Origin of the sequence: Streptomyces sp. ICC1, from assembly GCF_003287935.1 — a bacterium.
GTDB lineage: Bacteria > Actinomycetota > Actinomycetes > Streptomycetales > Streptomycetaceae > Streptomyces > Streptomyces tritrimontium.
The window spans coordinates 1,186,715-1,211,021 of sequence record NZ_CP030287.1 but is presented as its reverse complement, the minus strand read 5'-3'; the positions used below and the strand labels follow the sequence as shown (position 1 = coordinate 1,211,021).

Below are 24,307 nucleotides of genomic sequence, written 5' to 3'. Positions count from 1 at the left end.
TTCGCGTGCCGCGATCACAGCTTGGTCCCGGCGCGCATCCGGTGGACCGACTTCCAGGGAATGCCGTCATGGAACACGCCTACGAATCTGTCGACCAGGCCGCCGAGCCCGGGCAGACGGCCGCCTGTCCGCGGACGGCCCGCCCCCTGCGTCTGGACGATGGCGGAACGGGGGAGAGGTGGCGGTTCGGCTTCCCCGGCCGGGCCCGTGCCGAGGTCCACACGCGCGGCGCCCGGCTCCGTTCACTGATCCTGCCGGACCGCTGGGGCCACACCGCTGACGTGGTGCTCGCGCCCCGCGACCCCGCCGCCTGCGAGGGTTCCGCACGCTACTTCGGTGCGACGGTGGGCCGCTACGCCAACCGCATCGCACGCGGCGGGCTCGTAGTCGACGGCGTCACCCACCGGCTCGCCACCCAGGAGACCGGGCACACATTGCACGGTGGTCCCGACGGGTTCGACCAGCGCCTGTGGCGGTGCGAACCCTTCCACTCGGCGCACCGCACCGGTGTCCGTCTGTTCCTGCACAGCCCCGACGGCGACCAGGGATTCCCCGGTGCCCTGAACGTGCGCCTCACCTACACGCTGGACCGCGACGACAACCTGACGATGTCGTACCAGGCGGTCGCCGACGCCCCGACGATCGTCAACCTCACCAACCACGCCTACTGGAACCTCGAAGGGGAGGGGCGCGGCAACGTCCTGGCCCACCACCTCCAGGTCGCGGCCCCCCTCTACACCCCTGTCGACGCCGAGTTGATCCCCGACGGCTCCCACCGCCCGGTCAGCGACACCCCGTTCGACCTCCGTCGGCACCGGCGTCTCTCCGACGCCTTGACCCATACGGATGCGCAACTGGTCCTCGCCGGCGGAGGCTTCGATCACAATTGGGTCCTCGGCGACGCCCGGCGAGACAGTCCTCGTAAGGCCGCTGTGCTGTACGCCCCCGCATCCGGCCGCCGCATGGAGGTGCGCACCACGGAACCGGGCATCCAGGTCTACACCGCGCAAGGCCTGACCGGTGACATCACGGGCAAGGCAGGCAGGCCGTACCACGCCTACGCGGGGGTCGCGCTGGAGACCCAGCACTTCCCGGACTCCCCGAACCGTCCCGACTACCCGACGGTCGTCCTGCGCCCGGGCGAGCTGTACCGGTCGACCACGATCCACAGTTTCACCACGGTCGCCGCCTGAGAGGGGTGGCGGCGGCCGTAGCCGCTGTCCGGTGCCGGGGGGCACCGGACAGCGGCTTTGGTGCCTGCGCCCGGTTTCCCGCGTACGAAGGTGCCCCCGGGGCCCGGGCTCCTGCGAGAGGGGTCAACCGCCGGGCATGTGGGGGTCATTCGCCGGGGGGAGCGATCCTGCGGGCCGTGCTGGCGCGCACGATGAGCTCGGGCGCCACCACCAGGTGGGTCGACTCGTCGGTCCTGCCCTCGATGTGGTCCAGGAGCAGCCCGATGCTGTCGCGGCCGAGCGAGGCGAAGTCCTGGCGGATCGTCGTCAGCGGGGGCGGGAAGAACTCCGCCTCGGGGATGTCGTCGAAGCCGGCGACCGCCACGTCCTCGGGCGTCCGCAGGCCCGCTTCCCGCAGGGCCCGTAGGACACCGAGGGCCATCTGGTCGTTGGCGACGAACACCGCGGTGAGGCCGGCTCCCTGCCCTCGTGATGCCAGGACCCGCCCCGCCAGCTGCTGGCCGGCCTGGTATCCCGACAGTGGACTCCAGTCGCCTCGCAGCACGGGCGGCACCTCGGCGCCGGCATCGCGCAGCGCGTCCTCCCACCCCTGTGTGCGGGCCTCGCTCTCGAGCCAGTCGGGGGGGCCCGCCACGTGCCACACCGTGGCGTGGCCCGACGCGAGAAGGTGCTCCGTGATCATGCGGGCACCGAGGTTCTGGTCCAGCGACACCCCCGGCAGGTCGAGGGTGTGGCCGCCTTCCACGGTGACCACGGGGCACGGTGCCTCCAATGCCGCCAGGGCGCGCACCGCGGCGCGTTGCGGAGTGACGGCGACGATGCCCTCCACGCCCCATCCGGCGAGGTGCTGCATGGCCTCGGCGAGAGCCGTCTGCGTGGCGGTCCGAAGCGTGACGGCGGACGTCAGGTAGCCGCGGTCCCGAGCGGCCTCCTGCACTCCCGCCACGGTGCTGGCGGGGCCGTGCAGAGTGGTGTTCACCGCGATGACGCCCAGCGTGTGGGTCCGGCGGGTGGCCAGAGCCCTGGCCGCCGAATTGCGGCGGTACCCCAGCTGCTCGATGACCTGAGTCACCGCGGCCCGGGTCTTGGCGCTGACGTTCGGGTGGTCGCTGAGCACCCGCGAAACGGTCTGATGGGACACGCCGGCGACGCGCGCGACGTCCGTCATCGTGGGCGCTCGCGAGACGTCTGGGAGCTGGGTCAACTCTCTTCCTTTCCTCATCGAGCGGCCTTCCCTCAAGGTACCGAACCAGCCGCGGCCCGCACACATCTCGGACCGACCGGAGGATTGTCGACCAGGTGTAGATGTTGGCGTTCACATTATGCAGCGTTGATCGCTTGTTGCGGGCAGGAATCTGCTCGTACCTCTTGAGATTGCAGCTTGTTAGCGCTCACAATCTGATCGGGGCCGCCCAGGTAGGCCAGTCGCGATGCCTGCTGCGCCCCGATCGGTCCAGCCCACTCATGCGCGACCGCGGGGCCTGCCGGACAGTGGTCCCGGAGAAACCCGCCGCGCATGCCGGAGAGACGGTGAGAGCGTAGTGAGCGAGAACTTCCTGGGGGACCTCCGTCGTGAGGTCCTCGCGGCCAACCTGCGCATCCCGGAGGCCGGTCTCGCCACCCTCACCTGGGGAAACGTCAGCGGAGTGGACCGGGAGGCCGGCGTCTTCGTCATCAAGCCGTCCGGGGTCTCCTACGCCGACCTCGCCGAGGAGGACCTGGTGGTGGTGGCGCTGGAGGACGGGCGGGTAGTCGAGGGGCACCTGAGGCCGTCCACCGACACCGAAACCCACCGGTGCCTCTACCGGGCCTTCCCCTCCATCGGGGGCGTCACCCACACGCACTCGACGCACGCCGTCGCCTTCGCCCAGGCGCGCCGCCCGATCCCCGTACTCGGCACGACGCACGCCGACACCTTCAACGGGCCCGTTCCCGTGACGGAGGACCTCACCGCCGAGCAGTGCGCGCGGGACTACGAGTACAACACCGGACAGGTGATCGTCGCCCGGCTCGACGGCGACCCCCGGCGGGCCGACGAGGTCCCCGGAGCGCTCGTCTCACGACACGGACCCTTCACCTGGGGTGCCACCGCGAAGGCGGCGCTGGAGAACGCCGTCGTCTGCGAGGCCGTGGCGGAGATGGCACTGCACACGCTGGCGCTGGGGTCCCGTCTCGGGGAAGCCTCCGAACCGCCGAAGCACCTGCTGGACCGGCACTTCACCCGCAAGCACGGACCGGACGCCTACTACGGCAACGCCCCTCACACCCCGAACATCTGAAGCCGCCGTCGTGGCAGTCGGCCCGCCTCGGCGAAAGGCGGGTCAACTCCCTCTTGGTTCAGGCATCTTGACGGTGCAGTCCGGCGCCTGGCTTCATTGGGAGCGCTCCCACTCCGCCCCCCACCCCCCGAGGAAGGCTTCACTGTGCCTCCTGTCACCTCCGCCCGCGGCGTGCCACGTCGCGCGGCCGCCGTGCTCGCCGGCCTCGCGCTGGCCGCTGGCGGCCTGTCCGCGACCGCCCTGACCGTTCCGGTCGCGGCTGCCGCCACCGTGGCAGCCGCTGCCGACACGCCCGTCCGGGTCAACCAGCTCGGCTACCTGCCCGACGGCCCCAAGCGGGCCACCGTGGCCAGCTCCGCGACCGCCCCGCTCGCCTGGCAACTGCGCGACGCCTCCGGCGCGGTGGCCGCCTCGGGCGCCACCACGGTGCGCGGCGCCGACCAGGCGTCCGGCCAGTCCACGCACCTGGTGGACTTCGGCGCGTACACCGGCACCGGCACTGGCTACACCCTGGTCGTCGGCGGCCAGACCAGCCACCCCTTCGACATCTCCGCATCGCTGTACGACGGACTGCGCGCCGACAGCATGTCGTTCTTCTACCAGCAGCGCAGCGGTATCGCGATCGACGCCGCCCTGGCGGGCGGCAGCGCGTACGCCCGCCCCGCCGGGCACCTGGGCGTCGCCCCGAACAAGGGCGACACCGGCGTCCCCTGCCAGGCCGGGGTGTGCGACTACCAACTGGACGTGCGCGGCGGCTGGTACGACGCGGGCGACCAGGGCAAGTACGTGGTCAACGGGGGAATCTCCGTCTGGGAGATGGTCAACTCCTTCGAAAGGGCCCGCCGTTCGGGCGGCGACGCGGCGCTCGGCGACGCGACGCTGAGGGTGCCGGAGCGCGGCAACGGGACGCCGGACGTGCTGGACGAGGCCCGTTGGGAACTGGAGTTCCTGCTGCGGATGCAGGTCCCGGCCGGGAAGCCGATGGCCGGGATGGCCTTCCACAAGATGCACGACGCCAAGTGGACTGCCCTGCCGACCCGGCCCGAACTCGACTCCGAACAGCGTGAGTTGCACAAGCCGTCGACCGCCGCGACGCTGAACCTGGCGGCCTCGGCCGCGCAGTGTGCCCGGGTGTACGCGCCGTACGACGCCGCGTTCGCCGCGCGCTGCCTGGACGCGGCCCGCCGCGCCTGGACGGCCGCCAAGGCCAACCCGAACGTGCTCGCCCTGGCGAGCGACAACACCGGCGGCGGTGCGTACGAGGACGCCGACGTCTCCGACGAGTTCTACTGGGCGGCGGCGGAACTCCTGGCCACCACGGGCGAGTCCCAATACCGGGACGCCGTCACCTCTTCCCCGCACCACACCAAGCCCGTCGACGCGTTCTGGTGGGGCGGCACCGCGACGCCCGGCCGCATCACCCTCGCCACGATCCCCGGCGTGACCCTGCCCGCCGACGACGTGTCCCGGCTGCGCGGCCTGCTGACCACGGCGGCCGATGGCCACCTGTCCACCATGTCCGGACAGGGCTACGCGGTGCCGCTCCCCGCCACCGGGTACGTGTGGGGCTCCAACAGCTCAGTCACCAACAACGCGATGGTGCTGGCCGTCGCGTACGAGATCACCGGGCAACAGCGTTACCGGGCCGGAGCGTTGGAGTCCCTGGACTGACTGCTCGGCCGCAACGCGCTCGACCTCTCCTACATCACCGGCTACGGCGACCGCTACTCCGAGAACCAGCACCACCGGTTCTGGGCGCATCAGAACGACGCCTCGCTGCCGCACCCGCCGGCCGGTTCCTTCGCGGGAGGGCCGAACGCCAGGCTGGAGGACCCGGTGGCCAAGGAGAAGCTGGCGGGCTGCGCACCGGCGGCGTGCTACGTGGACGACATCGGCTCGTACTCCACCAACGAGGTGGCCATCAACTGGAACGCCTCGCTGGCCTGGCTGGCGGCCTTCGCGGCTGAGCGGCGCAGCGCTCCGGCGGTGCCCGTGGTCCAGGTCGCACCGGCGGCCGTGACGGTCCCGGAGGGCGGCTCGGCGCCGGTGGGCGTGCGGCTCTCGGCCGCGCCCACGCAGAACGTGACGGTGACGGTGGCCCGGAACTCCGGCGACGAAGACCTGTCGGCAGCCGCGACCTTGGTGTTCACCCCGGCCGACTGGGCGACGGCGCAGCAGGTTTCGGTCCTCGCCGCGCAGGACGCCGACGCGTCGTCGGGCAGCGCGACGTTCACGGTCGGTGGTCCTGGAGTGCAGTCGGCGACGTTCACGGCGACGGAGGCGGACGACGACGCGTCGGCGGCTTCCTGCGCGGTGGCGTACCGGATCGACAACGCCTGGGGCAACGGTTTCACGGCGACGGTGACGGTGAAGAACACCGGAGCCTCGGCGATCTCCGGGTGGACCCTCGGCTGGAGCTTCGCGGGCGATCAGCGGATCACCAACGGCTGGAACGCCACGGTGAGCCAGTCGGGCAGCACGGTCACCGCCCGGGACGCCGGGTGGAACGGCACGCTGGCACCCGGCGGCAGCGTGAGCTTCGGCTTCCAGGCGACGTACTCGGGTACCAACGCGATCCCGGCGCGCTACACGCTGGGCGGTGCACTCTGCTCCTGAAAGCTCGTCATGCTCCGTCCGCCCGCCGACCAGGTGCAGAGGGCGGAGCGCGTCGGACAGACGGCGGAGTGGAGCCAGGATCATCCTGGCTCCACTCCATGGTGCGGGGCGTGTCACTACGGGAACTGTGCCCCTTGGCCAGGGCAGGTCGTCAGGTGCGGGTCCAGCGCTGGTTGCTGCCGTTCGAGCAGGAGTAGAGCTGGATCAGGGTGCCGTTGGCGGTGTTGTTGCCGGCGGCGTCGAGGCAGAGGCCGGACTGGACTCCGACGATGGATCCGTCGGAGTTGAGGCGCCATTTCTGGTTGTCGCCACCCCAGCAGCTGTAGATCTGGACCTTGGTGCCGCTGCCGGTGCCGGCGGCGTCCAGGCACTTGTTGCCGTAGACCCTGAGCTCGCCTGCGGCGGTGTGCGACCACTGCTGGTTGGTGCGGTTGTTGCAGTCCCACAGGTTGAGCTGGGTGCCGTCGGTGGTGCTGGCACCGGGCACGTCCAGGCAGCGGCCCGACCCGACGCCCTTGATCTGTCCAGAACCGGGCGAAGGGGTCGGAGTGGGAGTAGAGGATCCGGCGTTGAGTGCGTTGAGGACGGAGGAGTAGGCGGCCTTCTTGCTGCCGTCACCGTTGAACAGCAGCGGCGAGTGCTCCGGTCGCCAGGAGTCGGTGTCGCGCACCCCCCAGACGGTGATGCCGAGGCAGCGCGGGACGGCCAGGCAGTCGTTGGTCACGTTGGCGTAGGTCGTGCCCGAGGCGCCCTGGATGTCGAGCTCCGTGACGGCCACATCGACGCCGAGGGCGGCGAAACTCTGCAGGGTGGTACGGAAGTTGCTGTTGTAGGGGCTGTCGCTGTTGAAGTGCGACTGGAAGCCGACGCAGTCGATCGGTACGCCGCGCTGCTTGAAGTCCCGGACCATGGCGTACATGGCCTGGGTCTTGGCCCAGGTCCAGTTCTCGACGTTGTAGTCGTTGTAGCAGAGCTTGGCGGCCGGGTCGGCGGCGCGCGCGGTGCGGAAGGCGACCTCGATCCAGTCGTTGCCGGTCCGCTGCAGGTTGGAGTTGCGCCGGGCTCCCGAAGTGCCGTCCTCGAAGGCCTCGTTCACGACGTCCCACTGGCCGATCTTGCCCTTGTAATGGGCCATCACGCCGTTGATGTGGCTGGTCATCGCCTGGCGCAGCGTGCTGCCGCTGAGGTTCTGCATCCAGCCGGGCTGCTGGGAGTGCCAGGCCAGGGTGTGGCCGCGTACCTGCTTGCCGTTCTGCACCGCCCAGTTGTAGACGCGGTCGCCGGCGGCGAAGTTGAACTGGCCCTGCTGGGGTTCGGTGGCGTCGATCTTCATCTCGTTCTCGGGCGTCACCGAGTTGAACTCGCGGCCGGCGATCGTCGTGTACGCCGAGTCGCCCAGCCTGCCCGAGGCGATGGCGGTACCGAAGTACCGGCCGCTCTGCGCCGCCGCGCTGCCGAGCGTGCTCTCGGCGGCGTGTGACGTCGGCGCCACCAGCGCGGCGGCCGCACCGAGGACGCCGACGACCAGGGCCGCACACAGGCCGCCGGTCTTCCGGCGGACGGTGGGTGGGGGAATGGCTTGTGAGCCCATGAATGAGCCTCCAGAAAGAAATCGCGGAAGGGTTGGATCGCGGCATGGTGAATCCGCGTGAACGACGCCCGCGTCCATGGGAAAGGGACGCTCATGAGCGCGTAGAGATCCGAGGACGGCGCCCGGAACCGGACACGGACGGGCCACACCGCCTCGCCCATCAGTCTGGAAACCCAGCCGAAACAAGTCAAGAGTTTCGAAAGCATTTCGATAATCTGTCTCTCGGGGGCGCTTAGTGGTCCCTTTTCATTGAATTGTCCTCATCGAAAGTATTTCGATGAGGACAATTCAATCGGGATCTGACGGAAAGCTGTAAACGAGCATTTCCTTCAGTCGGCATCGCCGGTAATGGCGGCCTGGTCACGGCGGCCTAGGTCAGCGCACGCCCGTGTTGAACCCCAGTGCGGGGTTGGCGTTCCGGACGAGGGACTTGGCCTGCTCCGGCCACCACACGCCGGCCGCGGGATCGACGATGCCGTACTCCGGGTCGATGGTGCCGCCCGGGATGCCGCGGTTGCACTGGCCGTCGGACTGACCAACCGTCTTGATCCACAGGTAGGCGTCGACGAGCGGGACGCCGGTGTTCGCGGTCGGCCGGTCGCCGACGCCGCGACCCGGGGCGTTGCACCAGGTTTGCGGGTCGCCGCTGTACTTGCCCGCGGGCGGGGTCCAGGCGCCCTGGCCGTTGCGGCTCGTGTCGACGACCAGGTGGGTGAGCTCCTGCGTGGGCGGGGTACCGACGTTCTGCTGGAACCAGCGGTCGGTCCAGTGCCACGTGGACGGATCGTCCACGTTCACGGAGTTTCCCGGCTGCCCGTCGTTCGGCGCTGCGGGTGAGTAGTACTGGCTCGCGCACCAGTCGGCGTGCCCCCTGGCCCAGTCCGGGCCCTTGGTGGCGAACCACAGGCACTGGGAGACCCAGGTGCCGTAGTGGGTGGACAGGCCGGTGGCCAGATAGTTGGAGACGTTCAGCGAGAAGCCCTGGGTGCGGGTGACGCCGGCCTGGAGGAGGCGTTGTGCGATGTCGCCGACGCTGCGCCAGTGGCTGTTGCCGGCGTCCAGGTAGACGACGCTGTTCGGCTGCCGCCCCAGGGCGTCGATCGCGTGGTTGAGGTCGGCGAAGCGTCCTGTGGTGATCGCGCCGGTGGGGTCGCTGCCGGGACCGCAGTCGGAGGGGAGGTTGGCCAGCCCGTCCGGTTCGAGAATGACGACGGCCTTGCTGCGGCCGAGCCCCCGGGCGAAGGCGCTGATCCAGGCCTGGTACTCGGCGTCCGACTGCGCACCGCCGGAGGAGTACTGGGAGCAGTCGCGCAGCGGGATGTTGTAGGCCACCAGGACGGGAACCGTCCGGGTTCGCTCGGCTCGGCGCACCAGGTCGCGTACGCGGGATTCGACCTGCTCCGGGGTGCCGTCGGTGAACCAGGCAGCCTCTGGCCAACTGGCCAGCTTCGCCATGGACTTGGCGCCCTCGAAGTCCCGGTGAAGGAAGTCGGTGACGGCCTGGTGGGCTGCGTCGCTGTCGGGATCGACGTAGAAGCGGGTGTTCGTGGGAAGCGTGTGGGAGGCCGGCGCGGAGCTCGCCTCGGCAGAGGCCGGGGCGGCGGCGCCGAGGAGCAGCGCGAGCGCGCTCGCTGCCAGGGCTAATCGGTGCAGGGGGATGCGCACGGGGTTCCTTCGGTAGGGGTTCGGCCTTCGGCGAGGGAAGGGGGGTCAGTAGCCGTAGATCATCTTGTAGGCGACCTCCGGCAGGAACTGCCCGGCCGAGGAGCCGGCCCCGACGCCGCAGTTGCCGTCGGACTCGCCGGGGACCTTGATCCACAGCAGCATCTCGGCACCGCCGCCGCGCTGGCTGGGAGTGCCGATCCGGCGGCCTGCGGGGTTGCACCACTGGCCGTTGGAACCGTTGCCGTTGCGGCTGGTGTCGACGACGAACGGCTTGGTGTAGCCGTATGAGCCCAGGGCGGAGTTGACCGCATTGCCGTAGGAGGTGTTCTGGCCGGTGGTGAAGTAGTTGGAGACGTTCAGCACGAAGCCGCGTGCCCCGCCGACACCGGCGGCGGCGAGCTGGCGCGCCATGGTGGTGGCGTCGACCCAGCCGGGGTTCCCGGCGTCGAGGTAGACCCAGGTGTTGGGTGCCTTGGCCTTGAACTGGTCGATCGCGTTCTTCAGCATGGCGTTGCGCTCGGCGATCTGGGCGGCCGTCATGCAGCTCTCGTGGCCGAGCGCGTCGGGTTCGAGGACGACGACGGCCGGGCGGCTGCCGATGCCACTGGCGAAGGCGGCGATCCAGGCGTCGTACGCGGCGCGGCTCCCCGCGCCGCCGCCGGAGTGACCGGCGCAGATGTCCCGGTGGGGGATGTTGTACGCGACCAGGATCGGCAGCTTGTCGTAGGAGTCCGCGCGGCCGACGTAGGCGCCGGTTGCCGTGCCGATGTCGCCGCTCCAGTTCCCGAACCAGCGGGCTGCCGGGGTGTTGGCGATGGACGTCCGGATCGCCGCCGCCCGCCCGTCGCCGGGGTTCGCGTTGGTCCACCGCAGGGCGGAGTTGTCGGGGTCGGCGTAGAAGCCGCTGGTCATGGTGGTCGGGTCGGCGGCGTACGCCGGGCCCGCGTTGATCACGGCGAGGCCGGCGGCTAGGACACCGGCCAGCAGGGCGGATGTGGCTCGGACGGGCTTGCGCATGGTTCTTCCTCCGGTGGGGTGGGGAAGTGGAAGCGCTTCCAGTTTTGATGAGGGGCGGGACAGCGCTGATGGGATGATTGGGCGGGTCGTCAGGGTGTGTCAAGAGGTTGAACACGGAAGTACCGCTGGGGGCCGGTGGGGCGCGACAAGTTGGAAGCGCTACCAAATCGAGACCAACGGCATCGTCCGCGCGCAGGTCCGAAGTCGGGACGGCGCATGGAATCATGGCCGCTGTTGGCCGTCCGCGTGAGCGCGAGGAGCAGTTCTTCCATGGAGCCGTCACACAAGCGCATGCCGACTCTCGACGAGGTGGCCGCACGTGCCGGTGTGTCGCGCACTGCGGCCTCCCGGGTGATAAACAACGCCCCGCACGTCAGCCGCGCCAAGCGGGAGGCGGTCCAACGGGCGGTGCGCGAACTGGACTTCGTGCCCAACCCCTCCGCGCAGGCCCTCGCGAGCCGCAGGGTCGGAGCGGTGGTGCTGGCGGTCTCCAGCGACGAGCCGGGGCTGTTCGCGGATCCGTTCTTCGCGGAGGTCATCGTCGGCGTCAGCGCGGCGCTGGAGCAGACCGAACTGGAACTGATCCTGCTGCTGGCCAACACCCCGCGCGGCCGGGAGAGGTTCGAGCGGTTGCTGCGCTCCCGCCGGGCCGACGGCGTCATGCTGATGGCGCTGCGGGGCGACGATCCGCTGGGACGCCTGGGCGAGGAGGTCGATCTCCCCGTCGTCTTCGGCGGACTCCCGCTCACCGGCGAGCCCACCTGGTACGTGGACGCCGACAACCGGGGCGGCGCCCGCCTGGCCGCCGAGCACTTCGCGCGCACCGGCCGCCGACGCCCCGTCATGATCACCGGACAGGTGGACACCAGGGCCTCCGTCGCGCGGGAGGAGGGGTTCACCGACGGTCTGACGCTGTCCGGCCTGCCGCTGCTCGGTGTCGAGCCCGGGCAGTTCACCGAGGACGGCGGCGCCGAGGCGATGGAGCGACTGCTCCGGGCGCACCCCGATCCCGACGCGGTGTTCGCGGCCTCCGACGCGATGGCCATCGGCGCTCTGCGCACCTTGCGGGAACGGGGGCTCCGGGTTCCCGAGGACGTCGCGGTGATCGGCTTCAACGACCTGGCGAGCGCCCGGCACACCAGCCCGCCGCTGACCACGGTCCATCAGCCGGTGCGGGCGCTGGGCCAGGAGATGGCCAGGATGCTGGTCAGTGCCATCGAAGGACACCGCCCCACCCCGCTGATCCTCCCGACCCGCCTGACCGTGCGCGAGTCCGCCCCCGATCTGCCCGCGTCGGCCTGATCGGCGGGCGCTTCCGGCAGGGCCGGCCCGATCTGACGGGAGCGCCTCCCACTCGATTTCCCGTCGCCGCGATCGGCCTGCGGCGATCGGGAGACTCGGCGCCGGGTCAGATGAATCGCCACAGGTGGTCGCTGGTGCCGTTGTCGTCCCAGAGGACGGTCTGTGCTCCCTGGGTGGTGGAGGCGCCGGAGACGCCGAGGACGCGGCCGCTGTTGGCGCACTGGATCCTGAAGGTGTCGCCGCCGCCGTGGCGCAGGCGCCACCGGTGGTCGGCGGCGCCGTTGTCCGCCCACTGGACGATCCGGGCGCCGTTGGCGGTGTCGCCGTTCTCCACGGCGAGGACCTTGCCGCTGTGGGAGTTGCGCAGGCGCAAGTGGCCGCCGGTGTCGATTACGGCCGTCCAGAGATGGTCGGCGGTGCCGTTGTCGTCCCACTGGATGGCGAGGCCGCCGTCGGCGGTGGACATGTCCCGCACACCGAGTACCCGCCCGCTGGCGACGTTCTGGATGCGCCTGGCGCCGTCGGGGACGAACTGCCACTGGCCGGCGGGGGCGCCGGTGTCGGGCACCTGTACGGCTGCGGCGCCGTTGGCGGTGGAGCCGCCTTCGATGCCCAGCAGCTTGCCGGTGTGGACGTTTTGAAGCTTGTGGTAGCCGTTGCCGGCGTCGACGACGGTCCAACGGTGGTCGGCGGTGCCGGTGTCGGCCCACTGGAGGACCGGGGCGTTGTCGGCGGTGGACATGTCCTTCACGCCGAGGACCTTGCCGCTGTTGAGGTTGCGCAGCCGCAGTGCGGTGCCGTCCACGAGGAGGGTCCAGACGTGGTCGGCGGTGCCGGAGTCGGTCCACTGCAGGGCGAGGCCCCCGTCGGCGGTGGACATGTTCCGGATGCCGAGGACGAGCCCGCTGGCCGCGTTGACGAGACGGAAGCCGGGACTGTCGGTCCGCCAGTAGACGCTGTAGTTGAAGCCCTGGGCGTCGTGGAAGGGGGCGAGGTCGACCTTCGTCCCGTTGGCGGTGGCCGTGAAGGCGAGGGCGGTGCTGCTGGTTCGGGTGATCGAAGAGGGGTCCAGGGCCGGGAGGGAGGACAGCGTGGTGCTGCCGTAGTTGCCGGCGAGGACGGCGGGGCCGTACGTGATCGCCGCGACACCGGGGCTGTCGTTGGCGGCCTGGAGGGCCACGCGCATGGGGAGCTTCACGGTGACGGTGTCGCCCGAGGTCCAGGACCGGGTGAGCGTGGCGTAGCTGCCCGGACTGGCAGTGACGGCCTGGGCGACGCCGTTGACGCTGAGGGTGGCGCCCGAAGTCCATCCGGGGATGCGGACGCGCATCGACCAGGTCCCGCCGACGCCGCCGGTGACCTTGAGCGTCGTGGTGTCGTCTGCCGGGTAGGAGGTGGTCTGGGTGACGGTGATGCCTCGCTGGGTCCAGCTCAGGACGGAGGGGAGGAACAGGTTCACGGTGAGGGTGGTGCTGCCGTCGTGGAAGTAGATGGAGTCCATCAGCTTCGTGTTGGACTCGATGCCCGTTCCCTGGCAGCACCAGAACGTGCCGTAGTCGGTGCTCCAGGTGCCGCCGCCCCAGGCCGGGCCCTTGCCACGGCGGCCGCCCGGGTTGAGGGGGGTGAAGTAGGTGACGTGCCCGTGGGGGTCGGCCGGGTTCTGGGCGCCGATGACGTGGTTGAGCAGTGCCTTCTCGTAGAAGTCGAAGTACGACGCCCGGCCGGGGTCCAGCTGCCACAGTTCTCGGGTCAGCTTGAGCATGTTGTAGGAGTTGCAGAGCTCGCAGGTGTCGGGGACGAGGAAGCCGGAGATGGCGTTCGGGGCTCGGAAGTGTTCCGCCTGGCTGTTGCCGCCGATGGCGTACGTGTGCGAGGTGGTGCAGATCGTCCACGCGTTGGCGGCGATGTCGCGGTAGCGGGTCGTCCCGGTGGCCTTGTACTCGCGGACGGCTCCGATCCACTTGGGCACCTGCGTGTTGGCGTGCAGACCGTTCAGCTGGTCCAGGTTCGCGGCGAGGGGGTCGAAGACCGCCGCGTGGTCGAACCGCTGGGCGGTGGTCAGCCAGCGTGCGTCGCCGGTCTGTTGGTGGAGGTCGGCCAGCACCTCGTTCATGCCGCCGAACTCGACGCCCATCAACGACTGCATCCTGCTCTGGCTGAGCGCTGCGGTGCGCCGGTCGACCCAGCCGGCGAGCGCGAGGAGCACGTCGCGGGCCTGCGTGTTGCCGATGAGGCGCCACACGTCGAGCAGACCGGCCATGGTCTTGTGGACGCAGTAGTACGGGACGTTGCCGTTGTTCAGTGTGCCTGCTTCGAGGCTGGTGAAGTCGGCCTCGGGAAAGCCCGACAGGTAGCCGGCGGAGAAGCCCGCGGTGGAGTTGTTGGCTTGGCACTTGGCGAGTTCGGCCACCATGCGGTCGGCCTTGTCGCGGCAGGTGGTGTCCCCGACCGCGGCGTAGGCCTGGGCCCATGCCGTGAGGAAGTGGCCCTGCACGTGGGTGCGGAAGGGGAACGCCGGGTCGTCCCATCCTCCGGTCGGGGCCGCGGCGTTGGTGGAGAGCCGGTGGTTGGCGCGGAAGTTGTACAGCAGGCGGTCGACGTCGATGAAGCGGAGATAGGCCAGGGTGCGGTTCTGATTGTCGAGCCAGCGGCTGCTGGTGAGCTGGACCTGACCCAGGTCGAACGGGAACGTCGACACTCCGAAGTCGGACCTGACCGGGGGTGTCTGCGCCGCCGCGGAGACGGTGCCCAGTACGGGGCCGACAGCGGCGGCCACGGCCGCGACGCCGGTCGCCTTGATCATGGCGCGGCGGCTTAAGGGGGGAACCGGCATGGCGAACTCCGTGGTCCGTGGGGGATGGGGGCGCCGCGCACATGGCCTGTCGGGCTTCGACCGGGGGCTGTGAGGTCGGCGCGGCGGCTGCCTGCTGCGCACGAGTGTTAACGCTCACAATTGACGTGTCAATACTTTCGACGGGCGGCGGCGGCAGGGCCGTCCCGCGCACCGCGCGCAGTTGGTCCGGGCGATCGGTCCGCTCCGGCGGCGTACATCGCGGCCACGTCCACCGAGGTCAACGGGGGTCGTCTGGGCGGGACGCGAGGCGCGAACGGGCAGGTGGCGGAGGCTGACCACCACCTGCCCGCGGCGCCAGCGATGTCAGCGCCTGCCCGGCGGTTCCGGTGGGGCCGGGTACGTGATGTCGAACGACGTGAAATGGGCTTGGTTGGTGGAGGGACGACCGTTGGAGGTGGCGTAGAGGCCGAGCTGGATGCTGGTGAACAGCGGGGTCAGGAAGGTGGCTTCGACGGTGGTCAGGTCCTGCCAGGCTCCGTCGGGCGCCGCGTGGGCGAAGGTGTGGCTGAGCCCGCGGATGCGGACCCCCAGGCGAACGGGGCCCGGGGGGACCCGAACGCCGGCCAGGACCTCGGCCCCGCGGCGGAGGATGAGTCCTTCCGCGGTGCGGAGGAAGAGGAGATGGGCCTCGTCGTCCAGGACCACGGCGAGGCCCGCCTGTTCCTCCGGTGCGGTGGGGGCGAAGCGCAGCTCGGTGGAGACGTCGCAGTCGGGCTGCTCCTGTGGGCGGGCCAGGAGGGAAGGGGTGGTGCGCTCGCCCAGGCGTTCGGGGCGGAGCTGGAGGCGGAGCCCGTCGCCGGTGGTCCAGAACCGCGCGGGTGGGGTGCGCAGGGTGCTCCAGTCCGCGCCGAGCGTGGCGAAGTCGTCGTGGACGGGGCGGCGGAGGTCCGTGTGGGCGACGGGGGAGAAGACCGGCCAGCCCGCGTCCCAGGTGATCCGGCTGAGGAAGGTCTCGCGGCCGAGGGCGGAGCCGGGGCGGACGCCCAGGAGGACGGCCCGCCAGTCGCCGTTCGGGGTTTGGACGAGGTCGGCGTGCCCGGTGCAGGTGACCGGACCCTTGGCGGGCGGTAGCACCGGATTGCCGGGGGCGCCCTCGTAGGGGCCGGTCACGCGGGTGGAGCGGGCGGCCACCACGCTGTGGTCCACATCGGTGCCGCCCTCGGCGGTGACCAATAGGTAGGTGCCGCCGGTCTGGTAGAGGTGCGGGGCCTCCGACCATCGGGCGTCGGGGTGGCTCCCCGACCACAGGACGTACTCGGGTCCCGTCAGCCGTCGTTCCCGGGGGAGGTATTCGCGCATCCAGATCTCGGTGCGGCCCGCGGCCTCGTCCACGACTCGTGCGGCCGTGAACCAGGCCCGGCCGTCGCCGTCGCCGTCCCGGTCGCCGTCGCCCTCCCCGTCCCCCTGCCCTTCGCCCTCGTCCGGTCCGTCGTCGAAGAACAGCGAAGGGTCGAAGCCCTCGCCCTCCAACCATTGGGGTTCCGACCACGGCCCCGCCGGGTCGGTCGCCGTGACGACGAAATGGCCGGGGCCGTCCATCAGCGTGCAGACGAGGTGGAAGACCCCGTCATGGTGCCGGATCGTCGGTGCGAACAGACCCCGTGAGGGCTCGCACCCGTCGAGGTCGAGCTGGGACGCCCGGTCGAGCGCGGAGCCGATGCGCCGCCAGTTCACGAGATCGCGGCTGTGGAACACGGGCAGGCCGGGGAACCATTCGAAGCTGGACGTCACCAGGTAGTGGTCCGCTCCCACCCGGCAGACGGACGGGTCGGGCCGGAACCCGGGCAGCACGGGATCACCGAAGACGGGGTCATCGCACGACGTGGTCATGGAACCGGGACGATCTCGACCGGAACGGACAGCACCCGGTCGGCCGCGGGGTGGCGTACGGGGCCCTCCAGAGTGAAGGAGCCGTGGAGCGGAAGATCGCCGCTGGACCGTCCGACGGCCACGCCGATCTCCCCGGGCTCCACTCTTCTGCGCAGGTCCAGCCCGGTGAAGGAGGTCCGGTCGGCATGGACCGAGAAGGTGACCCGGGCGGCCGCGCCCGGCCGCAGCTCGACCCTGGCGAATCCGGCGAGCCACCGCTGCGGCCGGACGACGGACGCCACGGGATCGGAGAGGTACAGCTGGACCACTTCGGTCCCGGCCACCTCGCCGACGTTGCGCACGGTGACCGAAACGGAGACGGCCCCGTCCGTCGCGGCGACGGGATCCACGGAGAGCTCCGAGCAGGTGAAGCTGGTCCAGCTCAGCCCGTGCCCGAAGGGGAACAGCGGGGTCGGGTCCACCGAGCTCCATTCGGTGTGCCCGCCTAGCCGGGCGTGCAGGTAGGTGCCGGGCTGGCCGCCGGCCTGGCGGGGGATGGAGACGGGCAGCCGCCCGGACGGTTCCGCGGCCCCGCTGATGATCCGGGCCAGCGCCGTCCCGCCCTCCTCGCCGGGGAAGAAGGCCTGCACCACGGCCGATGCGCGCTCGGCCAGCGTGCCGAGTGCGTAGGGCCGTCCGGAGACGAGGACCAGAACGGTCGGCACCCCGGAGTCCAGAACGGTGTCGGCGAGCGCGGCCTGGTCGCCGGGCAGGTCGAGGGTCTCGGCGTCGCAGCCTTCTCCGGAGGTGCCCCGGCCGAACATGCCGGCCCGGTCCCCGAGTACCAGCACGTTCACGTCCGGATCGTCGTCGGTGACTGCGAACCCGCCAGCGGTGAGCGCCTCACCGAGCGTCGGGATGTGCAGCCCGAGGTCGCCGGGCAGCGCGACGTGGTTGGGGAAGGAGTAGCAGCCGAGGAAGGACTGGGGGTCGTCCGCGTACGGCCCGCTGATCGCGACCCGGCACGGCCGCAGCGGCAGGATGCCGTCGTTGGCGAGCAGCACGGTGGACCGTTCGGCCAGGAGCCTGGCCAATGCCCGGTTTTCCGGCGGGTCGAGGTCGACCGGCTCGGGCTTGACGGGTTCCCAGCCGGGGTCGAGCAGGCCGAGCTCGGCCTTCTGCAGCAGGACCCGTTCCGCGGCCCGATCGATGAGTTCCTCGGACACGACTCCCGACCGGACGAGTTCGGTCAGCGGCTCGCCGTAGCAGCGGGCCGTGGGCAGCTCGACGTCGATTCCGGCGGTCAACGCCAGCGAGCCGGCCGCGCCCCGCGATCCGGTGACGCCGTGCCGGGTCTCCAGGAAGGAGACGGCGTAGTAGTCGGCGACGACCACACCACTGAAACCGAGCTCACCCCTCAGCAGTTCGGTCAGCAGCCGTGGATCGGCGGCCACCGGGACGCCGTCCACGTCGGTGTAGCTGTTCATCACCGACCGGGCGCCCCCCTCGCGCAGCGCCCGTACGAAGGGCTCGACCAGTACGTCGGCGAACTCGCGCGGCCCCGAGGAGACGGGGGCCATGTTCCGGCCGCCGCGCGAGGCCGAGTACCCGGCGAAGTGCTTGAGCGTCGCCACGATCCCGGCGCCCTCCAAACCCTGCACGTAGGCGGTGCCGATCGCTCCGACGAGATAGGGATCCTCGCCGATGCACTCCTCGGTCCTGCCCCACCGGTAGTCGCGGACCACGTCGAGCACCGGAGCCAGCCCTTGGTGGACGCCGACCTGCCGCATCCCCGCCCCGATGGCAGCGGCCATCCGGCGCACGAGCCCGGGATCGAAGGAGGCTCCCCAGGCCAGTGGCCCGGGGAAGACCGTCGCCCCGAACGTCATGAACCCGGTCAGGCACTCCTCGTGAGCGACCGCCGGGATCCCGAACCGGCCGGATCCGGTCACCTGCCGCTGGAGCGAGGCGAGCCGCTCCATCCCGGCCTCCGCGGCGATCGGCGCGGTGCCGTACACCCGGGTGAGCTGGCCGAGCCCGTGGGCGACGATGTCGTCCAGGCCGGGCGCGGACTCGCCGGAATCGTCCTCCATCGGCGCGACCGGTGTCCCCGGATCCGAGGGCAGCGCCCAGAATCCGGTGAGCTGACCCGCCTTCTCTTCCAGCGTCATCCGTTTCAGCAGATCGGCGACTCGTACGGACACGGGTATGAGGGGGTCACGCCAGGGCTCGGTCAAGGAGTTCTCCTAGGGACTTCGACGACACGACCTAGTGCTGTGGCCGGGAAGGTTTGCCGGGTCGCGGTGTTCGGTGCGGTGCTTCGCAAGGCGGAGGACCACGCCTCGTACTGGACGTACCGGTGTGGTCCGACAACGCGGCGAGGTGCCGTGCCGGGCGCCGCGACCCGGTGGACCTTTCCGGTCACAGCACTAGAGACGGGGCGGGGCGGTGGAGAGCCGGACCTTGAGCTCGGTCGAGAGCTCCATCCGGGGGCTGACCAGGGGCTGGCCGTCCAGGAGCTGGAAAAGTGTGCGGGCGGCGAGCCGGCCCATCTCCTCCAGCGGCTGGCGCACCGTCGTCAGCGGCGGTGACAGCCATTCGCACATCGGCAGGTCGTCGAAGCCGACCACGCTGAGGTCCTGGGGGATGCTCAGCCCGCCCTGCCGGGCGGCTTCGTAGACGCCCATCGCCTGCTGGTCGCTGCCGGCGAAGATGGCGGTCGGGGGCTCGGGAAGGGCGAGCAGTTCCTGGGCGCGCCGGAACCCGCCCTCGTGCTGGAAGTCGCCGAACCGGATCAGGTCGCGGTCGACCTCGATCCCGGCCCGCTCCAGCGCGGCGCGGTACCCGTCGATGCGGGCCTGGCTGCAGAGCATCTCCTTGCGCCCGCCGATCGCGGCGATCCGGCGGTGCCCCAGCTCCAGCAGGTGCTCGGTGGCGGCGAGGCCGCCCGCCCAGTTGGTGGCGCCGATGCTCGGCACACCGTTGCCCGGCAGGTCGATCGGGTCGATGACCACCAGCGCCACCCCGGCCTGTTCGACCTGGGCACGCTGGGCCTGGGTGACCGAGGCGGTGACGAGGATGACGCCGTCGCTGTGGTGCAGGACCGGCAGGGCGGCCCAGCTCGACGGCGTGGCCTCGCCCGGCGGGACGAGCGACACGACGGTGCCGACGCTCCGCTGGGCGCACTCGGCCTCGACACCGCGCAGTATCTCCACCGCCCACGCGCTGTCCAGACCGCCGATGATCAGGTCGACCAGGCCGGACCTGCGGGCCCTCGCCTGCCCACCGGGGTGGAGGTAGTTGTGGGAGCGCAGCAGGCCCTCGATCCGTTCGCGTGTCGAGGGTGCGACATCGGAGCGACCGTTGACCACCTTCGACACGGTGGCCTGGGACACCCCTGCCTCCGCGGCGATGAGGGCCAGGGTCGGACGCTGCTCGCTCAACTTCTCTCCTCTGTGTGGACGTTCTGGGCTGACGACGGGTATCGCAAACTTTCGAAGAGTTTCCGGTCGGCGCGACCAGGTTGTCAAGCTCCAAGTGCGCTGAGGCAGAGGGGAATTCAGTAAGAAGGCTTGACCGGGGGGCCGCGCGTTCCTAGTTTGTGGCAGCACCGAATCGAGGATGTTGCGAAACAGTTTCGAAATCGAACCGCATTCCCCACCCCGGAGGTCCCATGGCCAGCACACCCCCGAGCCGACGAAGCTTCCTCGCGCTCTCGGGCCTGACCGCTCTGTCCGTCTCGCTGACCGCGGCCTGCGGCGGCGGGGACTCCGGCTCGGGGCCGGCGGCCGACGGCAAGGTGGCCTTCGCGTGGTGGAACATCGCCACGACGGAGCCGGGAAAGTCCCTCTTCCCGCAGATCTCCTCGGCGTTCACGGCCGCCCACCCGAACATCACGATCAAGACCACCTCGTTGGAGAACGAGGCGTTCAAGTCCAAGCTGACGGCCATCACCTCGTCGGGCAAGCTCCCCGACGTCTTCCAGACCTGGGGCGGCGGCGTGCTGCAGCAGCAGGTCGACGCGGGGCTGGTCGAGGACCTCACCGACGTGTTCGGCTGGTCGTCCGAGCTCACCCCGGTCTCGCTGCAGGCCTATCAGTTCGAGGGCCGGACCTACGGGGTGCCCTACGACGTCGGCATGGTCGGCTTCTGGTACAACAAGAAGCTCTTCGCCAAGGCCGGGATCACCGCTCCGCCGGCCACCTGGGCCGAGCTCCTCGAAGACGTCAAGAAGCTCAAGGCGGCGGGTGTCACTCCGATCGCCCTCGCGGGCAAGGAGAAATGGCCCGGCCACTACTACTGGGCCTACCTCGCGATGCGCGTCGCAGGCCTTCCCGCGCTGCAGCAGGCAGCGATCACCAAGGACTTCACCGGCGCCGGCTTCGTCCAGGCAGGCACCCACCTCAAGGAGCTGGTCGACCTCCAGCCGTTCCAGACCGCCTTCCTCGGCGCCGGCTACGCCACCCCCGGCGGCCAGGCCGCGACCATGGGCAACGGCCAGGCCGCCATGGAGCTGATGGGGCAGTGGGGACCGTCGGTGCAGAAGGACGCGGGCGCCGACCTCGGAGCGGACCTGGGCTTCTTCCCCTTCCCGACGGTCGATGGCGGAGTCGGCCGGGCCACCGAGGTGTTGGGGGGCGGCGGCGGCTTCGCGCTGCGCAAGGGCGCCCCGAAGGAGGCCCTGGACTTCCTGAAGTTCCTCGTTCTGGAGAACGAGTCCAAGCTGCTGGCCTCCAACGGCTATCTGCCGGTGGTCAAGGGCGCGGAGAGCCAGCTCACCGACCCCAACAGGAAGGCGGTGGCCGACAGCCTGGTCAAGGCGACGGGATTCCAGCTCTACCTCGACCAGGCCTACCCGCCGGCGGTCGGCCAGGAGGTCAACGACAGCGTCGCCGACCTCATCGCGGGCAAGAAGACGCCCGAGCAGGTCACCAAGTCGATAACCGAGGCTGCGAAGGGTGCCTAGCTCCGTGTCCACCCTGACCAAGGAGCGGACGCAGGACGCCGGACCGGTGGGCCCGCCCGCCCCGGCACGGTCGCTCCTGCGCGGTTTGGCAGGCTGGGCGTCGGTCGCCTGGTTCCTCGTCCCGGCTCTGGTCCTCTTCCTCGTCTTCGTCCTCGCCCCGATCGCGGTCGCCGTCTACACCGGCTTCTTCAAGTGGGGCGGGGTCGGCCCCCTGGAGGAGTTCGTCGGCTTCGGGAACTACGCCACCCTCTTCCGGGATCAGGTCTTCCTCGGTGATCTGGAGCGCGGGGTGTACCTGATCACGCTGTCGATCACGGTGCAGTTGCCGTTCGCGCTGTTCACCGCCGTCCTGCTCAACCAGAGGCTGCGCGGCCGGGCCGTCTACCGGATGCTGTTCTTCGCGCCGTACATCCTGTCCGAAGTGGTCACGGCGGTCCTCTTCACGATGATCTTCCTTCCCGGTGGCGGCATGGCCGACCATCTCGCGGGCGCCCTCGGCCTGGAGGGGTTGCAGGGAAAGTGGCTCGCCGACCCCTCGACGGTCATGCCGACCCTGTTCGTCGTCATGACCTGGAAGTACTTCGGGTTCCACATGATGCTCTTCCTCGCCGGGCTGCAAAGCATCCCGGGCGAGATCCTCGAGGCCGCCTCCATCGACGGCGCCGGCGCCTGGCAGCGCTTCCGGCACGTGACGCTGCCGTTGCTCGGCCCGACGATCCGGATCAGCGTCTTCCTTTCGGTCATCGGCGCCATCCAGCTCTTCGACCTCGTCTGGGTCATGACCGCGGGCGGGCCCAACCACTCCTCCGAGACGATGGCGATCTCGATGTTCCAGTTCGGATTCAAGCGCTACCAGGTCGGCTACGCCAGTGCGATCAGCGTGGTGCTGTTCATGATCAGTCTGATCTTCTCCCTCTTCTACCAGCGGTACGTTCTGCGCCGTGACCTGAGCGGGGCCGTCACCACGGGAGGTGGCCTGTGAACGCCCGCAGAACGGCCCGCGGTCTGTCGCTGCACGCCGTGGTCTGGCTGATCGGCGCGTTCGTCGTCGTGCCGCTGGTCTACGCGGTGATCTCCGGGTTCAAGAGCACCGGCGAGCTGACGACCAACCCGTTCGGGCTGCCCGAGCACTGGAAGACCGGCAATTACACCGGCATCCTCGGCGACGGAATGTTCTGGCGGCAGATCGCCAACAGCGCGGGCATCGCGATCGGCACGGCATGCTGCACGGTGGCGGTCTCCGCGATGGCGGCGTTCGTACTGGCCCGCTACGCCTTCCGGGGCAGAGAGCTGTTCTACACGCTGTTCACGATCGGGCTCATGTTCCCGTTCGCGGTGGCCGTCCTGCCGCTGTTCCTGCTGCTGCGCAACTTCGACCTGCTCGACAACCCGCTCGGAGTGATCCTCCCGCAGGCGGCCTTCGGGCTCCCGATGACGATCATCATTCTGCGCGGGTTCTTCCGGACCATCCCCGCAGAGGTAGAGGAGGCGGCCGTCATGGACGGCTGCGGCAAGTTCCGCTTCTTCTGGAAGATCCTGCTGCCGATGGCACGTCCGGCGCTCGGCACGGTCTCGGTGCTCGCGATCGTCGCGAGCTGGAACAACTTCTTCCTGCCGCTGCTGGTGTTCAACGACCCCCAATGGCAGACGATCCCGGTCGGCGTCCAGCAGTTCCAGGGCCAGTACTCGACCGACTACGCACTCGTCCTCGCCTACATCGTGCTCGCCATGGTCCCCGCCCTCGCCTTCTACGCCGTCGCCGAGCGGCAGCTGATCGGCGGACTGACAGCGGGCGCCACCAAGGGCTGACCCGCCCCGTGTGACCTCCACCCCCGAGGAGACGCCGTGAAACGCCTGGTCGCATCGACCGCAGTCTTGTTAGCGCTAACAACACGAGCTTTGGCCGGCCTCTTATCAACATTTTCAGCTGCCGACCAGGCTGGAGGTGCCGGGCGGCGTGGGCGGCGCGGTGCGGGCGAGGCTGTTGCTGTCCGGGGTCGGGCAGGGATCGGCGGGCGTCGTCCCGGGCGGGGTCGCGGGTCCGGCGGGGATGCCGGCGGCCGGGTCGAAGGGCGGCGGCACCTGGGGCGCGCGGTCCTGGGCGCCGTCGTCGCCGGTCTTGCGCTCGAGCCAGGTGTTGTCGGCCATGTTGACGATGACCAGGTTGTTGATCACCTGCACGGTCGGTTCGATGACGACGACCTGGGCGGGCTGGTAGCCCGCCCAGGCGTCGCCCTTGAGCACCGGGGCGCCCTTGGCCGCACGCGGTGCGAGCAGCGGGTTTCCGCAGGCGCAGCGGACGCGGGGCATTCCGTGGCCGTCCACGAGGACGGCGGTGCCCGCCTGCAGGACGGACTGGAAGGCGGTCGGGCCGCCGCCGGCGAAGCCGTGGTTGGTCACCCGGGTGTCGGCGCGCAGCACCACCGGGGTGAGACCGCGCAGGAACTCGGGGATGCCCTCCTGCTCCACCTGGGCGGCCTGGGCGAAGGCCCGGGCCTTGGCGTCGTCCTCGGTGAGGGACTGGACCTGCGCCTCGACGTCGCAGCTTCCGAGACGCTGCGTTCCGCCGTACAGGCCGGGGGTGGCCGCGTTGACGGTACGGATGCCCCGGCCGGTCGCGTTGGGCAGCGGGGGCTGGACGGGTGCCGACTCGCCGGTGGCGGAGGAGGTCGTGAAGGGATCGGGGCCTGCCGAGGCCACGGGCTGGAGGTGGACCTCCTGGCTCTCGGCGGCGGGGCCCTTGGTCTGCCCCTCGTCGCCGGAGGCCCCGCAGGCCGCGGCGAGCAGTCCGAGGACGGTGAAGAGGGCCGCACGGGCCGGTGCGTGACGACGCGGCGCCTGACGAGGTGTCGGTGCGTGCACGTTGCATCTCCCTTTTCGCCCCGGTTGCTCCCTCTTGTCTGCCGCATGCGGGCGGCCCCCGCAACCGGGGGAACGCGCGGGCCACCCCGCCGTCAACATGCTCAAGACACCCTCTGGGCCGGTCCCCCGGGGTGGCCGCGGGCAGCGGCCGCG

General features: G+C 70.4%; 15 protein-coding genes and 1 pseudogene. 7 read left to right on the top strand and 9 right to left on the bottom strand.

From position 1 onward, the window contains the following. The first annotated feature begins 68 nt into the window (after positions 1–68). A complete protein-coding gene (locus tag DRB96_RS05590) occupies positions 69–1,193 on the top strand; it encodes an aldose epimerase family protein (RefSeq protein ID WP_112447254.1) in 1,125 nt (374 codons plus the stop codon). A gap of 145 nt (positions 1,194–1,338) precedes the next feature. Here the strand turns inward: DRB96_RS05590 and DRB96_RS05585 are convergent, their stop codons facing one another. Next, complete coding sequence (locus DRB96_RS05585; protein WP_112447253.1) at positions 1,339–2,397, bottom strand: LacI family DNA-binding transcriptional regulator; 1,059 nt, start codon at positions 2,395–2,397, stop codon at positions 1,339–1,341. A gap of 337 nt (positions 2,398–2,734) precedes the next feature. On the opposite strand from DRB96_RS05585, the gene araD reads away from it, so the two are divergent. Both araD and DRB96_RS05575 read left to right on the top strand, forming a co-directional pair. Further along, complete coding sequence (gene araD / locus DRB96_RS05580; RefSeq protein ID WP_112447251.1) at positions 2,735–3,472, top strand: L-ribulose-5-phosphate 4-epimerase AraD; 738 nt, start codon at positions 2,735–2,737, stop codon at positions 3,470–3,472. A gap of 144 nt (positions 3,473–3,616) precedes the next feature. Further along, positions 3,617–6,088, top strand: a pseudogene (locus DRB96_RS05575) (glycoside hydrolase family 9 protein). 151 nt (positions 6,089–6,239) lie between these two features. Here the strand turns inward: DRB96_RS05575 and DRB96_RS05570 are convergent. The 3 genes from DRB96_RS05570 to DRB96_RS05560 form a co-directional block, all read right to left on the bottom strand. Continuing rightward, positions 6,240–7,679 (bottom strand): endo-1,4-beta-xylanase, encoded by a 1,440-nt coding sequence (locus DRB96_RS05570; RefSeq protein WP_112447249.1) that lies wholly within the window; start codon positions 7,677–7,679, stop codon positions 6,240–6,242. Between the two features lie 375 nt (positions 7,680–8,054). Next, positions 8,055–9,344 (bottom strand): glycoside hydrolase family 6 protein, encoded by a 1,290-nt coding sequence (locus tag DRB96_RS05565; protein WP_112447247.1) that lies wholly within the window; start codon positions 9,342–9,344, stop codon positions 8,055–8,057. Positions 9,345–9,389: 45 nt separating this feature from the next. Then, positions 9,390–10,361 (bottom strand): glycoside hydrolase family 6 protein, encoded by a 972-nt coding sequence (locus DRB96_RS05560; RefSeq protein ID WP_112447245.1) that lies wholly within the window; start codon positions 10,359–10,361, stop codon positions 9,390–9,392. Positions 10,362–10,631: 270 nt separating this feature from the next. Between DRB96_RS05560 and DRB96_RS05555 the strand changes: the two genes are divergently transcribed. Then, a complete protein-coding gene (locus tag DRB96_RS05555; RefSeq protein WP_112447244.1) occupies positions 10,632–11,663 on the top strand; it encodes a LacI family DNA-binding transcriptional regulator in 1,032 nt (343 codons plus the stop codon). A gap of 106 nt (positions 11,664–11,769) precedes the next feature. On the opposite strand, the gene DRB96_RS05550 is transcribed toward DRB96_RS05555, so the two are convergent. The 4 genes from DRB96_RS05550 to DRB96_RS05535 all read right to left on the bottom strand — a co-directional run bounded on the left by DRB96_RS05550 (position 11,770) and on the right by DRB96_RS05535 (position 19,769). Continuing rightward, positions 11,770–14,496 carry a beta-L-arabinofuranosidase domain-containing protein gene (locus tag DRB96_RS05550; RefSeq protein ID WP_112447242.1) on the bottom strand — a complete coding sequence of 909 codons (2,727 nt, stop codon included), beginning with the start codon at positions 14,494–14,496 and terminating at the stop codon, positions 11,770–11,772. A 324-nt stretch (positions 14,497–14,820) separates the two neighbouring features. After that, positions 14,821–16,347, bottom strand: a complete 1,527-nt coding sequence (locus DRB96_RS05545) for a glycoside hydrolase family 43 protein (protein ID WP_112447241.1) — start codon at positions 16,345–16,347, stop codon at positions 14,821–14,823. Next, entirely contained in the window at positions 16,344–18,563 is a 2,220-nt protein-coding gene (locus tag DRB96_RS05540; protein ID WP_112447239.1) for a glycoside hydrolase family 3 N-terminal domain-containing protein, read from the bottom strand. Before DRB96_RS05540 ends, DRB96_RS05545 begins: the two co-directional genes overlap by 4 nt. 192 nt (positions 18,564–18,755) lie before the next feature. Beyond that, positions 18,756–19,769: a LacI family DNA-binding transcriptional regulator gene (locus DRB96_RS05535; protein WP_112447237.1), complete on the bottom strand. Its 1,014-nt coding sequence runs from the start codon at positions 19,767–19,769 to the stop codon at positions 18,756–18,758. Positions 19,770–19,999: 230 nt separating this feature from the next. On the opposite strand from DRB96_RS05535, the gene DRB96_RS05530 reads away from it, so the two are divergent. The 3 genes from DRB96_RS05530 (at position 20,000) to DRB96_RS05520 (ending at position 23,101) form a co-directional block, all read left to right on the top strand. Continuing rightward, entirely contained in the window at positions 20,000–21,292 is a 1,293-nt protein-coding gene (locus DRB96_RS05530; protein WP_112447235.1) for an extracellular solute-binding protein, read from the top strand. 76 nt (positions 21,293–21,368) lie between these two features. Next, on the top strand, positions 21,369–22,274 hold the full coding sequence (locus DRB96_RS05525; protein ID WP_239516734.1) for a sugar ABC transporter permease: 906 nt from the start codon (positions 21,369–21,371) through the stop codon (positions 22,272–22,274). Then, a complete protein-coding gene (locus DRB96_RS05520) occupies positions 22,271–23,101 on the top strand; it encodes a carbohydrate ABC transporter permease (protein ID WP_112447232.1) in 831 nt (276 codons plus the stop codon). Before DRB96_RS05525 ends, DRB96_RS05520 begins: the two co-directional genes overlap by 4 nt. 114 nt (positions 23,102–23,215) lie before the next feature. On the opposite strand, the gene DRB96_RS05515 is transcribed toward DRB96_RS05520, so the two are convergent. Next, entirely contained in the window at positions 23,216–24,154 is a 939-nt protein-coding gene (locus DRB96_RS05515) for a DUF6777 domain-containing protein (protein WP_112447230.1), read from the bottom strand. Positions 24,155–24,307: the final 153 nt, after the last annotated feature.

Coding starts and splice junctions, on each gene's coding strand:
- DRB96_RS05590 (WP_112447254.1), top strand. CDS start 69: ATGGAACACGCCTACGAATCTGTCGACCAGGCCGCCGAGCCCGGGCAG.
- DRB96_RS05570 (WP_112447249.1), bottom strand. CDS start 7,679: ATGGGCTCACAAGCCATTCCCCCACCCACCGTCCGCCGGAAGACCGGC.
- DRB96_RS05560 (WP_112447245.1), bottom strand. CDS start 10,361: ATGCGCAAGCCCGTCCGAGCCACATCCGCCCTGCTGGCCGGTGTCCTA.
- DRB96_RS05555 (WP_112447244.1), top strand. CDS start 10,632: ATGGAGCCGTCACACAAGCGCATGCCGACTCTCGACGAGGTGGCCGCA.
- DRB96_RS05550 (WP_112447242.1), bottom strand. CDS start 14,496: ATGCCGGTTCCCCCCTTAAGCCGCCGCGCCATGATCAAGGCGACCGGC.
- DRB96_RS05545 (WP_112447241.1), bottom strand. CDS start 16,347: ATGACCACGTCGTGCGATGACCCCGTCTTCGGTGATCCCGTGCTGCCC.
- DRB96_RS05530 (WP_112447235.1), top strand. CDS start 20,000: ATGGCCAGCACACCCCCGAGCCGACGAAGCTTCCTCGCGCTCTCGGGC.